Genomic DNA, 13,631 nt, shown 5'->3' on the forward strand with positions numbered 1-13,631 from the left:
TCCAACACTTTATCGATGAGCCTTATAATAATCTGGTTTTTTTTCAGTTAAGGTTACACAAGATCATCGATAATTTTGAAGCTTCGAAACATACTTTTCATCGCCATAGTTTTGGCAGGGTTGATTTTTGAATCCTGTTCCACCCAAAAGGACAAGTTCATCAACCGAAACTGGCACGCCCTCAACACCAAGTACAATACCCTGTACAATGGGAATATTGCCTTTGAACAAGGCCGCGAGGAACTCAATGAGAGCTATCGGGACGATTATTGGGAAATTCTTCCCGTGGAACGTTTGGAGGTGACCGATGAGATAAAACTCGATTCCGAGGACAACAACCCCAATTTCATCATTGCAGAGGAAAAGGCCACCAAGGCCATCCAAAAGCATAGCATGGACATTAAGGACCAAGAGCGCAATCCGCAAACGGATGAAGCCTTTTTGCTTTTGGGCAAGGCACGCTACTTTGATCAACGGTATATCCCTGCATTGGAATCTTTTAATTACATCCTCAGAAAATATGTGCAGAGCGATAAGTTGAACGAAGCCACTATTTGGAGGGAAAAGACCAACATGCGTTTGGACAATCCGGAAGTGGCCATCAAAAACCTTAAACGATTGTTCAAGTACGAGTCGCTAAAAGATCAGGAATATGCCGATGCCAATGCTGTTTTGGCGCAGTGCTACATCAATTTGAATGCACCGGATACGGCCATTCAAAAACTCAAGATTGCCCAAGCCTATACCAAAAAGAACCCTGAAAAAGGAAGGTATTTGTTTATCATTGGCCAGTTGTACGACCAATTGGGGCATAAAGACAGTGCCAATTACGCCTTCGACAAAGTGATTGCATTGAACCGCAGGTCTCCGCGAGTGTACATGATCAACGCGCATCTACAGAAAATCCAGAATACGGAACTTACCGATGGGAATAGAGAAGAGCTGTTGGAATATCTCACCGAATTGGAGGAGAACCGCGAGAACCGCCCCTTTTTGGATAAAATTTATCGTGAAGTGGCCCAATTCCATTTGGCCAATGAATCGGATAGTTTGGCACTGGCGTATTACAACAAATCACTAAAGGCCACACAAGGCGAACAAAAGCTCAATGCCCTTAACTACCAAAGCCTAGCCGATTATTATTTTGATGAGGATGCGTACAAAACCGCTGGAGCATACTATGATAGTACGTTGACCAATCTCAAAGAGAATACCCGACAGTTCAGGAACATTAAAAAGAAGCTGGACAATCTGGAAGATGTGATCAAGTACGAAGATATTGTGCAGCATACGGACAGCATCATAACGCTATACGAAATGCCGGAAACGGAGCGCAAAGCGTATTTTGAGGACTATATCGCCGAACTAAAGCGCAAAGCGGAAGCAGAGGAAGAGAAGAAACAGCAGCAAGCAGCTGCAGGTTTTGCCACTTTTGCCAAGAGCAAGGGAGGGAAGCAGAACCAGGGCAAGTTCTATTTTTATAATGTTACGAGCTTGGGGTATGGTAAAAACGATTTTAAGACCCGTTGGGGAGACCGGACTTTAGAGGACGATTGGCGCTGGAGCAATAAATCCCGGACCTTGGTATCTGAAGCTACCGGAGAACTGGTGGCGGGCAATGACGCATCCGGAGCAAACCTTACGGAAGACCAACGATATTCACCCGAGTATTATCTGAACCAGATTCCCACCGATGTTGCAGAGATAGATAGCCTTCGGACAGAAAGGAACTTTGCCAACTACCAATTGGGGCTTATTTATAAGGAAAAATTCAAGGACAACCTCTTGGCCGCGGCTAAATTGGAAAAGGTATTGGCCTCCAATCCCGAAGAGCGTTTGATACTACCTTCCAAATACAACCTGTTCAAGATTTATGAGGAGAGCGGCAGTCCTTTGGCCCAGAACATGAAACAGGACATCATTGCCAATCACCCAGATACTAGATATGCAGAGATTCTGTTGAATCCGCAGGCCGTTCTGGAGGGAAGCACTGATAGTCCGGATGCACGGTATGCGGCACTTTTTAAATTATATCAGAAGCAAGAGTTCCTTCAGGTCATTACCCAGTCGGAGCGATATATCAACCAATTCACGGGAGATCCCATTGTACCCAAATTTGAAATGCTGAAAGCCAATGCCATTGGTCGTCTGCAAGGATTTGAGCCGTTTAAGGAAGCCTTGAACTATGTGGCATTGACCTATCCCAATAATCCAGAAGGAAAGAAGGCCGAGGAAATGGTGGAGCAACAGCTTCCCAAATTGGAGAAAAAGGATTTTTCACCGGAGACTGGATCCAGCGGGGCAGGAAATTGGAAAGTGGTCTTTCCATTTAAGATAAGGGATGATGAAAAAGCCGTAAAGCTTCAGGAGAGACTTATGGAAGCCATCAAGGAATTGAATTACAGGAATGCTATTTCCAAGGACATCTATACTCTTGAAGATGAGTTTGTTGTTGTCCATGGTTTCCGCTCCAGGGACTTTGCTTTGGGCTTCGCCGAACTCATAAAAAACAATAGGGACTACCGCATCAACGATGAGAATTTCGTAATTTTATCGGATAACTATAAAATTATACAAGTACATAAAAATTTAGAATCTTACAAAGCACAATTTTAAACCCCAAAACCCTAGAACACAATGTTTTCTGACAACAAAAAACCACGACCTATGAATGAATTTGGAGGACAGCCCAACCGAATTGAGAAGAACACAAAAATTAAAGGAGACATTACTTCCGAAGCCGATTTTAGAATCGACGGGAAACTGGAAGGCAATGTAAAGACCTCCGGTAAAGTGGTCATTGGCAAGGACGGTTACATCAATGGTAAAGTTGAGTGTGTCAATGCTGATATTGAAGGAAAGTTCAATGGAGAGCTTTCGGTAGCGGAACTACTTTCATTAAAGGCTTCCGCCATTATTGAAGGCACCGTGTCCGTGTCCAAATTGGCCGTGGAGCCAGGAGCTACCTTCAATGCGGCCTGTACCATGGGCAAAGGAGCTGCAAGTACGTCCGGATCGGCGCCAAAATTGCAGTCCACCAAGAGCAATGAGCCAGCAAAAGCTTCCTAATAAGAACAAGCAAAGAGACACCTTAAACAAGGCGGCCCGCTTGTCGGGGATGGCCATACAAATGGGTGCCATCATCTATTTGGCGGTCAAAGGAGGGAGATGGTTGGACACCCATTACGGGACCGAAAAGGTGTTCTTGCCCATATGTACCTTGTTTGGCGTAGCGGTTTCCATATATTTGGTGGTCCAGCAATTGAAAAGAATCAACAATTGAAGAATAGGTCTATTCCCATCATTTTTACAATAGGGTTGGTCGTTGGATCGATCCTTCTTTTTTTGGGCCATGCCAAGTTGCAGGTCTTGTATGGTTATGAACCCTATGGAAACCAGCTGATAAAAAGCTATCTGTTGAATTCCATATTGGCCTGTCTCATTTTCTTTGCCATTTATTTTTACAGGAACAAGTATCGCGATTATCTAGGGTTCTTTTTTTTGATAGGAAGTCTTTTAAAATTTGGCGTTTTCTTCGTGGCGTTCTATTCCGGATATAAAGCAGATGGTGTTTTGGAACGCGCAGAGTTCCTTGCTTTTTTTGTCCCGTACCTCTATTCCCTGACCTTGGAAACCCTCTTTTTGGGCAAACTGCTTAATTCTGTGAGATAAAGCCCAAAAAATCAACAAAAAAATCAATACTGTAAATAATACTGTAAAAGCTTTTTTCTTTTGAATGAGCAATGTATTTTTGCACCGATTTTTGAGGACCCATAGTTGCATCATATGCGATATTCGTTATTAAGTAAAAAATTGACCGCCGTGGTTTTTATGGCCGCGGGGATTTTATCGGCCCAAGATCATGGGGCACAGGAAGTTGAAACCGGAGCCCATGATTTGAAGACCGAAATCAAGGAATACATTGACCACCACCTTCTGGATTCCCATGACTTTACACTGTATTCCTATACCACGGATGCAGGGGAGCACAAATACATTGGTTTTCCATTGCCAGTGATTTTGTGGGACAATGGCCTCAAGGTTTTTTCCTCCGCCAAATTAAAGCACGGCGAGGGCGTCGCAGAAGTGGATGGCAACTACTACACGCTATACCACAATAAAATTTACAGGACAGACGCGGAAGGCACCATCAACTTTGGTGCGCATCATGAAGAGGAAACCCATGAAGAGGATGCTTTTGGTGAAAACTTGGTAGTGGATGATGCCCATCCCACCAATGTAAAGCCGTTGGATTTTTCCATAACCAAGAACGTGGTCTTCATCATGTTGGTCGGTTTGTTGATGTTCTTCATGTTCCGTGGCGTTGCCAATAATTACAAAAAGAACAGACTGCCCAAAGGAATGGGAAGGGTGTTGGAGCCTTTGGTGCTTTTCGTTCGTGATGAAATTGCCATCCCCAATATTGGTGAGCACAAATACAAAAGGTACATGAGCTATTTGCTTACCGTATTCTTTTTCGTGTGGATCATCAATTTGTTGGGACTTACGCCGCTTGGTGTAAACGTGACCAACAATATTGCGGTGACCTTTGCCTTGGCGTTGATCACCTATTTGATTACCACATTCTCAGGGAACAAAAACTACTGGAAACACATTTTCTGGATGCCGGGCGTGCCTGCTCCCATGAAAATTATTTTGGCACCGATAGAATTGTTGGGAACCTTCATCAAGCCATTTTCGTTGATGATTCGTTTGTACGCCAACATTACTGCGGGTCACGTAGTATTGATGAGTATTATAGGACTTATGTTCATTTTTCAGAACTGGATAGGAAGTCCATTATCGTTTGTATTGGCATTCGCACTTTCGTTGTTGGAATTGTTGGTTGCCGCATTGCAAGCCTATATTTTCACCATGTTGTCGGCCCTTTATTTTGGAATGGCAGTGGAAGAAGATCACCATTAAGAAGAACGTTTAATATTTAAATTCATATATCATGACAATTCCAAACATCGTAGGTGCTGGTTTGATCGTAATCGGAGCAGGATTGGGTATCGGTAGAATCGGTGGTCAGGCAATGGAAGCCATTGCTCGTCAACCTGAAGCTTCTGGTAAGATCCAAACTGCTATGTTGATCGCAGCAGCCCTTATTGAAGGTATCGGTTTCGCCGCTCTTTTTGCAGCCTAATAACCGTAACAGTATTGATGAAGGCCATAGCGGTTGGCTATGGCCCTTCATTGATTTAAATGATATAGTAAAGATTTAATAGTTAGAAACATGGATAAGTTAATCGAACAGTTTTCCTTCGGATTGTTTTTCTGGCAATTGTTGCTCTTCGTGGGCCTATTGTTGTTGTTGCGAAAATATGCCTGGAAGCCTATTCTAGGTGCGGTTGAAAAAAGGGAAGAAGGAATCAAGGATGCCCTTGAAGCTGCCGAGGCTGCCAAAAAGGAAATGCAGAACGTTACTGCAGACAGCGAAAAACTGTTGAAGGAAGCCAAGGCCGAAAGAGATGTGTTGTTGAAGGAGGCTAGGGAAATCAAGGAAAGCATCATTTCAGAAGCCAAGGAACAAGCGCAGGTTGAAGGCGACAAGATGATCAAGCAAGCCCAAGCTGCCATTGAAGCAGAGAAAAAAGCGGCTGTTGCCGACATCAAGGCACAAGTGGCCAACCTTTCCGTGGAAATCGCGGAAAAGATCATCAAAGAAGAGTTGTCCGACAACAAAAAACAACAGAAGTTGGTCGAGGACATGTTGGGGGATATCAAACTGAACTAATTAGAGCATGAACCAAAACAGGGCAGCCATACGCTACGCAAAAGCAACCTTGGACTACGCAGTCGAAAAGAAAGCGGCAGATGCCGTTGAGAAAGACATGCGTGACATTGCTGTAACGATATCTGAAAATGGGGAGCTCCAAAGTGTTTTGGAAAGCCCTATCGTAAAATCAGAGCTCAAGAAAAGTGCATTGCTGGAAATTTTCAAGGATGCCAACGAAATCTCCAAAGGACTTATCCAGACCTTGGTAGACAACAAAAGGATTGCAATGCTACAGGAAGTGGCCTATAAATACATCATCCTTCACGAAAAAATGAAGGGAGAGGAAGTAGCCTATGTAACCACTGCAGTTCCTTTGACGGCTGATTTGGAAAAGAAAATCTTGGCTGAAGTGAAAAAAGCTACAGGCAACAAGGTCACCATTGAAAACAAGGTGGATGAAGCCATCATTGGTGGATTTGTGCTTAGGGTTGGCGATACCCAATACGATGCGAGCATTGCCAACAAATTGAACGGATTAAAAAGAGAATTTACAAATAGTCTATAAAAATGGCAGGAGTAAAAGCCGCTGAGGTCTCAGCAATTTTGAAAAAACAATTATCAGGTTTTGAAGCAGGCGCTTCGTTGAACGAAGTAGGTACCGTGCTACAAGTAGGTGACGGTATTGCCCGTGTCTATGGACTTTCCAATGCCCAGTACGGGGAGTTGGTGGAGTTTGATGGCGGTATGCAAGGTATCGTATTGAACCTGGAAGAAGACAACGTTGGTGTGGTATTGTTGGGCCCATCCAAAGAAATCATGGAAGGTGCCACTGTAAAAAGAACAGAGCGTATCGCATCCATCAATGTTGGTGAAGGAATTGTTGGTCGTGTCATTGACACCTTGGGAGCCCCAATCGATGGTAAGGGACCTATTGCTGGGGAAACCTATGAAATGCCCTTGGAGCGTAAGGCCCCTGGTGTAATTTTTAGACAACCTGTAAATGAGCCGCTACAGACCGGTATCAAGGCTATCGATGCCATGATTCCTGTAGGTCGTGGACAGAGGGAGTTGGTAATTGGTGACAAGCAAACAGGGAAGACCACGGTTTGTATCGATACCATCCTCAACCAAAAAGAATTTTACGATGCCGGTGAGCCTGTGTACTGTATTTACGTTGCCGTAGGTCAGAAAGCATCTACCGTTGCAGCCATCGCCAAAACTTTGGAAGACAAAGGAGCCTTGGCGTATACCACAATCGTTGCGGCCAATGCATCCGACCCTGCCCCAATGCAGGTATATGCCCCTTTCGCTGGCGCTGCCATTGGAGAATATTTTAGGGATACTGGACGCCCTGCTTTGATCATCTATGATGATTTGTCAAAACAGGCCGTTGCATATCGTGAGGTATCCTTGTTGTTGCGTAGACCTCCAGGACGTGAAGCATACCCTGGTGACGTTTTCTATTTGCACTCAAGATTGTTGGAGCGTGCCGCAAAGGTGATTGCCGATGACGAGATTGCAAAGAACATGAACGACCTACCCGATTCGTTGAAACCGATTGTAAAAGGTGGGGGTTCATTGACAGCACTTCCTATTATTGAAACCCAGGCAGGTGACGTTTCCGCCTATATCCCAACCAACGTAATTTCCATTACCGATGGTCAGATATTCTTGGAGCAAGACTTGTTCAACCAAGGGGTACGTCCTGCGATCAACGTAGGTATCTCGGTATCTCGTGTGGGTGGTTCCGCGCAGATCAAATCCATGAAGAAAGTAGCAGGTACCTTGAAATTGGACCAGGCCCAGTTCCGTGAATTGGAAGCCTTTGCCAAGTTCGGTTCCGATTTGGATGCCGCTACCTTGAACGTAATCGAAAAAGGACGTAGAAACGTGGAGATCTTGAAACAAGGTCAGAACGATCCCTTTACCGTGGAAGATCAGGTGGCCATCATCTTCGCAGGTTCCAAAAACTTGTTGAGGGATGTTCCTGTGGATAAGGTAAAAGAGTTTGAAAAGGACTTCTTGGAGTTTTTGAACGCCAAGCACAGAAATGTTTTGGATGCCCTTAAAGCCGGTAAATTGACCGATGAGGTAACCGAAACCTTGACAGCGGTTTGTAAAGACCTTTCAAGCAAGTATAAAAATTAGTCCAAAGTATTCAGTAGTTAGTATTGGGTTCGTAAAAGCACTCAATACCCAATACTGGAATCTCAATACTAAACAATAGTATGGCGAATCTAAAGGAAATACGGAACAGGATATCATCCATTTCATCAACAATGCAGATTACCAGTGCCATGAAAATGGTTTCTGCTGCCAAATTGAAGAAAGCCCAGGATGCCATTACCGCAATGCGTCCCTATGCCGATAAGCTTACGGAGCTCCTTCAAGGACTCAGTGCCAGTTTGGAAGGTGATGGTGGAAGCAAATTCGCGGAAAGCAGGCCCGTAAACAAAGTTTTGTTGGTGTCCATTACTTCCAATAGAGGGCTTTGTGGTGCCTTCAATTCCAACATCATCAAGCAGAGCAATAATTTGGTGACCGACAAATATGCGGGCAAGCAGGTAGACTTTGTTACGATTGGAAAGAAAGGGAACGACATCCTTGGGAAGAAGAACACCATTGTGGCCAACCACAGTGATGTCTATGACGATTTGACCTTTGACAATGTTGCTGCCATTGCAGATTTCTTGATGGAGCAATTTGCTTCGGGCAGTTATGATAAGATAGAATTGGTATACAACAAGTTCAAGAACGCGGCCACACAGATTGTCATGACCGAACAGTTCTTGCCCATTTCTGTTGAAGGAGACGCTCCAGTGGCTTCAGATTACATTTTTGAGCCATCCAAAGCGGAGATTGTGGAACAACTGATTCCAAAATCCTTGAAGACCCAATTGTACAAGGCCATTCGTGATTCCTTTGCCAGTGAGCACGGTGCCCGTATGACAGCCATGCACAAAGCAACTGATAATGCCGGCGAGTTGAAGAACGAACTCACCCTTACGTACAACAAAGCACGTCAGGCGGCCATTACCAACGAAATTCTTGAGATTGTTGGTGGTGCGGAGGCATTGAACAACTAGACTTTATAAGAATTATATATAAAAAGGCCGCTTCAAGCGGCCTTTTTTGTTTGGTCAATTTTGACACCAGTGGACTAAAGGGTTTTGTGTAACTTGTGACTTTATTTAAAAGGTTTTAAAGAACACACCTATTGAACCCGTTAAAAAGGCTTTTTAAGCAGACTTTTATCTATGGCCTCGCCACAGTTTTGCCGAGGGTTATTTCCTTTCTACTGCTTCCCCTGTATACCTCAGTCTTTGAAAATGCATCAGGTTATGGGCAATACACGAATATCTATGCTTGGATTGCCATTTTCAATGTGTTTTTGGCCTATGGGATGGAGACGGCTTTTTTTCGGTTTTATCATAAGAATGAGAATAAGGAAAAGGTGGTTTCCACCTCACTTATCTCCCTGTTGGGGTCATCGCTGCTGTTTTTGATTTTGGCCTTGTCCGTAAAACAATGGCTGTCCGGGGTAACCAACATCAATCCGGATTATATAAAGTTCACTGCATTTATTCTGGTTTTGGATGCCTTGGTCATTATCCCGTTCGCCCTGTTGAGGGCACAGGAAAAACCCATGCGGTATGCTGTATTGAAAACCATCAACGTAGCCATCAACTTGGCCTTCAATGTTTTTTTTCTGCTCATTTTGCCCCAAATGGCCCAAGAAGCAGAAAGTGGTTTCTTCCATTCCATTTACAAAACAGATTGGGAAATCCATTATGTACTGATCTCAAATGTCATTGCCAGTGGCATTACCCTGTTGATCTTACTGCCCACTTATATAAAAGTTCCCTACACTTTTGATTCGGTACTATGGAAACAGATGCTCCAATATGCAGGGCCGGTAATGTTGGCCGGAGTCGCCTTTACGATCAATGAGGTCTTTGATAAGATTTTGCTCACCGAAATGTTGCCCCAGGACATCGCCGAGGCCGAAGTGGGAAAGTATAGCGCATGTTATAAATTGGCCTTGTTCATGACCTTGTTCGGCACGGCATTCCGGATGGGTGTGGAGCCCTTCTTCTTCAGTCATGCTAAATCGGAAAAGCCACAAAAAACCTATGCCCAGATTACCAATTACTTTGTAATCTTGGGGAGTATCATCCTACTTGGGGTAGTGGTCTACGTGGATGTATTGGCCAAAATTCTGTTGGGGAATGCCATATATCGGGAAGCGCTCAATGTGGTGCCCATAATCCTTTTGGGAAGCTTTTGTCTGGGCATTTACCACAACCTTTCCGTTTGGTACAAGGTCACGGACCAGACCAAATTTGGGGCCTATATCTCCTCCATAGGGGCCTTGATCACACTGATCATCAATGTTGCATTGATTCCAAAAATGGGATATATGGCATCCGCTTTGGCTACGTTGGCCGCGTATGGGAGTATGATGCTCCTGTCCTATTTCTTTGGCAGGAAATACTATCCGGTACCGTATAATATGCGAAAGATAATCTTCTATCTTTTGGTTTCGCTGTTGTTTTCCGTTCTCTCTTTCTATGTTTTTAATAGAAATTTAATAGCAGGCAGCCTTCTTCTTTTGTTATTTTTGATGCTGATTTATAGAATGGAAGGAGATAATCTAAGAAGCATATTTTTAAAGCGTGAAAATAAAAGTAATCAACAAGTCAAGTCATAAGCTGCCCCATTACGAAACATTGGCCTCTGCAGGGATGGACCTAAGGGCAAATTTGGAAAACCCAATCACATTGAAACCTTTGGAAAGGGCCATTGTGCCCACGGGTATCTTTATGGAGCTCCCCGTTGGTTATGAGGCCCAAGTAAGGCCCCGAAGTGGTTTGGCGGCCAAAAAAGGGATATCTGTCCTAAATGCCCCGGGAACCATTGATGCAGATTACCGTGGAGAAGTGGGGGTAATTTTGGTGAATCTGTCCTCTGAAGCATTTGTTGTTGAAAATGGTGAACGGATTGCCCAAATGGTATTGGCAAAGCATGAACGTGCTGAATGGGAAGAAGTGGATTCCCTTTCAGAAACCGATAGGGGCGCAGGCGGCTTTGGAAGTACCGGAACAAAATAGCATAAACACGAACAACCTTATACAAAAAACATGAAGATTATTGTCCCTATGGCGGGAAGAGGTTCCCGATTGAGACCACACACATTGACCGTTCCAAAACCATTGATACCAGTGGCAGGCAAGCCCATAGTACATCGTTTGGTAAGTGATATTGCCAAAGTACTGGGAGAACCTATTGAGGAAGTTGCCTTTATTTTGGGTGATCCAGCCTTTTTTGGGGATGATGTAGTGGAGAGTCTAATGGAACTGGCCAAAGAATTGGGAGCCAAAGGATCTATTTACCGACAGGATGAACCCTTAGGGACCGGACACGCCATTATGAGTGCCAAGGATTCCTTAAGTGGTCCTGCTGTTATTGCGTATGCGGACACCCTTATCCGAGCCAATTTTGATTTGGACAAGTCGGCGGACAGCGTTATCTGGGTGAAACAAGTGGAGCGTCCTGAAGCTTTTGGCGTGGTTAAATTGAGTAAGGACAACCACATTGTGGAATTGGTTGAGAAACCCCAAGAATTTGTATCCGACTTGGCGGTGATAGGCATCTATTATTTCAAGGACGTTGGCGTGCTCAAAAGCGAACTGCAGCATGTGCTGGACAATGACATCACCAATGGTGGGGAATACCAAATCAACGATGGTATCAAACGCATGATGGAAAAAGGCATGAAATTTGTGCCAGGTCAAGTGGATGAATGGATGGATTGTGGCAATAAAAATGTAACCGTAGAGACCAATCAGCGTATGTTGGGCTTCTTGGAAAAAGACGGGGAAAATTTGATAGCCGATACCGTGAAAACCGAGAATGCAAATATTATAGAGCCTTGCTTTATTGGTGAAAATGTAGTGCTCAAAAACACTACTGTAGGCCCATTTGTATCGGTTGGGGCGAACACAATTTTGGAAAATTCAACCATTAAGAACAGTCTCATTCAGAACAATACCAAAATATCCAATGCCAATTTGGACAATGCCATGATTGGCAATCATGTGGTTTTTAATGGTAACTTTGAGGCAATAAGTATAGGGGACTATTCCGTTTTGGAATAAAAACTTTTTTTGATTTTGATGGGGACTGGATAGTTATGGATAAAACAGCTCTTTTATGGATGTGTTTGGCAGTGTCCACGATGACATGGAACACAGGCCATGCCCAAGAAGAGCAAGAAAGTTCCGAAGTCTATTTGGAGGAATACACCGATGAGTTCCAAGAGAATTTCTTTGAAGCGCTCAAACAAAAAGGGATCCAGAATTATGACAGGGCCGTTGATCTGTTCCTAAAGTGCAAGCAATTGGACCCTTCAAACAGTGTGGTGGATTACGAGTTGGCCAAAGCGTATTTGTTGGACAAACAATACATACTGGCCCAAGAGTATGCTATCAAGGCCTTGAATGCAGAACCTACGGACTTTTGGTATTTGGACAATCTGTTAAGTGTTTTGGAAAAACAAGGGGTTCCATGGGATGCCATAAAAGAGCAAGTCCCATATTCCAATGGACAATTAAAACAGAATCTGGCCTTGGGGTATTTCAAAATGCAGAAGTATCAGGATGCCCTTAACGTGCTCAAGGAGCTTGGAGATTCAAATTTTGCCACGGAACTGACCTCCAAAATCAAAGATTCTTTGGAGCACGGGAAAAAGTCAGCAGGGGTAGTGGTGACCAAGGAGGAGCCTGAAACAAAAGAGGACGACCCAATAGCTGAATACCAAGGTCAAATTGATAATTTGTTGGCAGATGGCAACCATCAAGAAGCCTTGGCCATATCTAAAGAAGCATTGGACACCTATCCATTGCAGCCGTATTTTTATTACGCTTATGGGGCTGCACTGAACAATACATCCAACGCTAACAAGGCCATTGAAGTTTTGGAAAGCGGATTGGATTATTTGTTGGACGAAACGGATCCTTTGGCAAACCTTTTGTATAAAGAATTGTCAAAGGCGTATACCAGTATAGGGAACACCTCAAAGGCAAATGAATATTTGAACAAGATTAAATCCGGACTATGAGGATTCAAATAAAGGACGTATGCAAAAATAGGGCAGTGATTTTGCTGCTGTCCATGGCTGTGCTTGGGACTTCCTGTAAAGGCACCAAGTCGGTTACGGGAGGCGAAGTGGATTCCCGTATGTCTGCAAAAAACATCATTGATAACCATTATAGCCATCAACCCAAGTTCAAAACCTTGAGCGGGAGGGTCAAGATAGATTATTCCAACGGTGATGGGACCCAAGGGGTAAATGTAAGCCTTCGGATGGAAAAGGATAAAGTAATCTGGATGAGCGCTCCTTTGGGGGTGGTCAAGGCCCATATCACGCCAGAGAAAGTGTCTTTTTACAACAAGTTGGACAACGAGTACTTTGAAGGCGATTTCAGTTATTTAAGTGATTTATTGGGAACCGATTTGGACTTTGACAAAGTTCAGAACCTTTTGTTGGGCAGTTCGGTTTTGGATTTAAGGAAGGAAAAGTTCACCTCTTCCGTAAGTGGGGAGAACTACGAGTTGAAACCGAGAAAGGCAAGGGAGCTGTTCAAGATATTGTTGCAATTGGAGCCCAAAAACTTTAAGATTGCTACTCAGGAAATATCCCAACCCGAGAAATCAAGACAGTTGCAGATAAAATATACCTATCAGGATATTTCTGGAAATGTGTTGCCCGAGGACATTAAGATCGTGGCGGCCGAGGCAAAGGACAAAACAACCATAGATTTGAATTTTAGGAATCTGGAATTGAACAAACCCATGAATTTTCCATACAAAGTTCCTAAAGGATTTGATAAAATTACATTAAAGTAAT

At 43.8% G+C, this 13,631-nt stretch carries 15 protein-coding genes; all 15 read left to right on the forward strand.

Annotated elements, in window-relative coordinates:
* The first annotated feature begins 75 nt into the window (after positions 1-75).
* Entirely contained in the window at positions 76-2,616 is a 2,541-nt protein-coding gene (gene porW, locus F8C76_RS12590) for a type IX secretion system periplasmic lipoprotein PorW/SprE (protein ID WP_152132044.1), read from the forward strand.
* 21 nt (positions 2,617-2,637) lie between these two features.
* Positions 2,638-3,069 carry a bactofilin family protein gene (locus F8C76_RS12595; RefSeq protein ID WP_152132046.1) on the forward strand — a complete coding sequence of 144 codons (432 nt, stop codon included), beginning with the start codon at positions 2,638-2,640 and terminating at the stop codon, positions 3,067-3,069.
* Positions 3,047-3,283 carry an AtpZ/AtpI family protein gene (locus F8C76_RS12600; RefSeq protein ID WP_129653935.1) on the forward strand — a complete coding sequence of 79 codons (237 nt, stop codon included), beginning with the start codon at positions 3,047-3,049 and terminating at the stop codon, positions 3,281-3,283. The genes F8C76_RS12595 and F8C76_RS12600 overlap by 23 nt, the downstream gene beginning before the upstream one ends.
* Positions 3,280-3,672: a hypothetical protein gene (locus F8C76_RS12605; protein ID WP_152132048.1), complete on the forward strand. Its 393-nt coding sequence runs from the start codon at positions 3,280-3,282 to the stop codon at positions 3,670-3,672. Before F8C76_RS12600 ends, F8C76_RS12605 begins: the two co-directional genes overlap by 4 nt.
* Positions 3,673-3,786: 114 nt before the next feature.
* Entirely contained in the window at positions 3,787-4,926 is a 1,140-nt protein-coding gene (gene atpB, locus F8C76_RS12610; protein WP_152132049.1) for a F0F1 ATP synthase subunit A, read from the forward strand.
* A gap of 31 nt (positions 4,927-4,957) precedes the next feature.
* Complete coding sequence (gene atpE, locus F8C76_RS12615; protein ID WP_053970734.1) at positions 4,958-5,149, forward strand: ATP synthase F0 subunit C; 192 nt, start codon at positions 4,958-4,960, stop codon at positions 5,147-5,149.
* 90 nt (positions 5,150-5,239) lie between these two features.
* A complete protein-coding gene (locus tag F8C76_RS12620) occupies positions 5,240-5,740 on the forward strand; it encodes a F0F1 ATP synthase subunit B (RefSeq protein ID WP_152132050.1) in 501 nt (166 codons plus the stop codon).
* A 7-nt stretch (positions 5,741-5,747) separates the two neighbouring features.
* Positions 5,748-6,287 carry an ATP synthase F1 subunit delta gene (atpH, locus tag F8C76_RS12625; RefSeq protein ID WP_152132052.1) on the forward strand — a complete coding sequence of 180 codons (540 nt, stop codon included), beginning with the start codon at positions 5,748-5,750 and terminating at the stop codon, positions 6,285-6,287.
* A 2-nt stretch (positions 6,288-6,289) separates the two neighbouring features.
* On the forward strand, positions 6,290-7,870 hold the full coding sequence (gene atpA / locus F8C76_RS12630) for a F0F1 ATP synthase subunit alpha (RefSeq protein WP_152132054.1): 1,581 nt from the start codon (positions 6,290-6,292) through the stop codon (positions 7,868-7,870).
* An 80-nt stretch (positions 7,871-7,950) separates the two neighbouring features.
* Positions 7,951-8,808, forward strand: a complete 858-nt coding sequence (atpG, locus tag F8C76_RS12635) for an ATP synthase F1 subunit gamma (RefSeq protein WP_152132055.1) — start codon at positions 7,951-7,953, stop codon at positions 8,806-8,808.
* A gap of 131 nt (positions 8,809-8,939) precedes the next feature.
* Positions 8,940-10,433, forward strand: a complete 1,494-nt coding sequence (locus tag F8C76_RS12640; RefSeq protein WP_152132057.1) for a lipopolysaccharide biosynthesis protein — start codon at positions 8,940-8,942, stop codon at positions 10,431-10,433.
* Positions 10,399-10,833 (forward strand): dUTP diphosphatase, encoded by a 435-nt coding sequence (gene dut, locus F8C76_RS12645; RefSeq protein ID WP_129653943.1) that lies wholly within the window; start codon positions 10,399-10,401, stop codon positions 10,831-10,833. Before F8C76_RS12640 ends, dut begins: the two co-directional genes overlap by 35 nt.
* Positions 10,834-10,863: 30 nt before the next feature.
* Positions 10,864-11,880, forward strand: coding sequence for a sugar phosphate nucleotidyltransferase (locus F8C76_RS12650; RefSeq protein ID WP_152132058.1), 1,017 nt, complete (start codon positions 10,864-10,866; stop codon positions 11,878-11,880).
* A gap of 35 nt (positions 11,881-11,915) precedes the next feature.
* Positions 11,916-12,842 carry a tetratricopeptide repeat protein gene (locus tag F8C76_RS12655; RefSeq protein ID WP_211372154.1) on the forward strand — a complete coding sequence of 309 codons (927 nt, stop codon included), beginning with the start codon at positions 11,916-11,918 and terminating at the stop codon, positions 12,840-12,842.
* Entirely contained in the window at positions 12,839-13,630 is a 792-nt protein-coding gene (gene lolB1 / locus F8C76_RS12660) for a lipoprotein insertase outer membrane protein LolB1 (RefSeq protein WP_152132061.1), read from the forward strand. The genes F8C76_RS12655 and lolB1 overlap by 4 nt, the downstream gene beginning before the upstream one ends.
* The last annotated feature ends 1 nt before the right edge of the window (position 13,631 follow it).

This window comes from Flagellimonas olearia (genome assembly GCF_009184425.1).
Lineage (GTDB): Bacteria > Bacteroidota > Bacteroidia > Flavobacteriales > Flavobacteriaceae > Flagellimonas > Flagellimonas olearia.

Excerpts from the sequence above, each read along its gene's own strand:
- F8C76_RS12595 (WP_152132046.1), top strand. The coding sequence starts at position 2,638 with ATGTTTTCTGACAACAAAAAACCACGACCTATGAATGAATTTGGAGGA.
- F8C76_RS12600 (WP_129653935.1), top strand. The coding sequence starts at position 3,047 with ATGAGCCAGCAAAAGCTTCCTAATAAGAACAAGCAAAGAGACACCTTA.
- atpB (WP_152132049.1), top strand. The coding sequence starts at position 3,787 with ATGCGATATTCGTTATTAAGTAAAAAATTGACCGCCGTGGTTTTTATG.
- atpE (WP_053970734.1), top strand. The coding sequence starts at position 4,958 with ATGACAATTCCAAACATCGTAGGTGCTGGTTTGATCGTAATCGGAGCA.
- F8C76_RS12620 (WP_152132050.1), top strand. The coding sequence starts at position 5,240 with ATGGATAAGTTAATCGAACAGTTTTCCTTCGGATTGTTTTTCTGGCAA.
- atpH (WP_152132052.1), top strand. The coding sequence starts at position 5,748 with ATGAACCAAAACAGGGCAGCCATACGCTACGCAAAAGCAACCTTGGAC.
- atpA (WP_152132054.1), top strand. The coding sequence starts at position 6,290 with ATGGCAGGAGTAAAAGCCGCTGAGGTCTCAGCAATTTTGAAAAAACAA.
- atpG (WP_152132055.1), top strand. The coding sequence starts at position 7,951 with ATGGCGAATCTAAAGGAAATACGGAACAGGATATCATCCATTTCATCA.
- F8C76_RS12650 (WP_152132058.1), top strand. The coding sequence starts at position 10,864 with ATGAAGATTATTGTCCCTATGGCGGGAAGAGGTTCCCGATTGAGACCA.
- F8C76_RS12655 (WP_211372154.1), top strand. The coding sequence starts at position 11,916 with ATGGATAAAACAGCTCTTTTATGGATGTGTTTGGCAGTGTCCACGATG.
- lolB1 (WP_152132061.1), top strand. The coding sequence starts at position 12,839 with ATGAGGATTCAAATAAAGGACGTATGCAAAAATAGGGCAGTGATTTTG.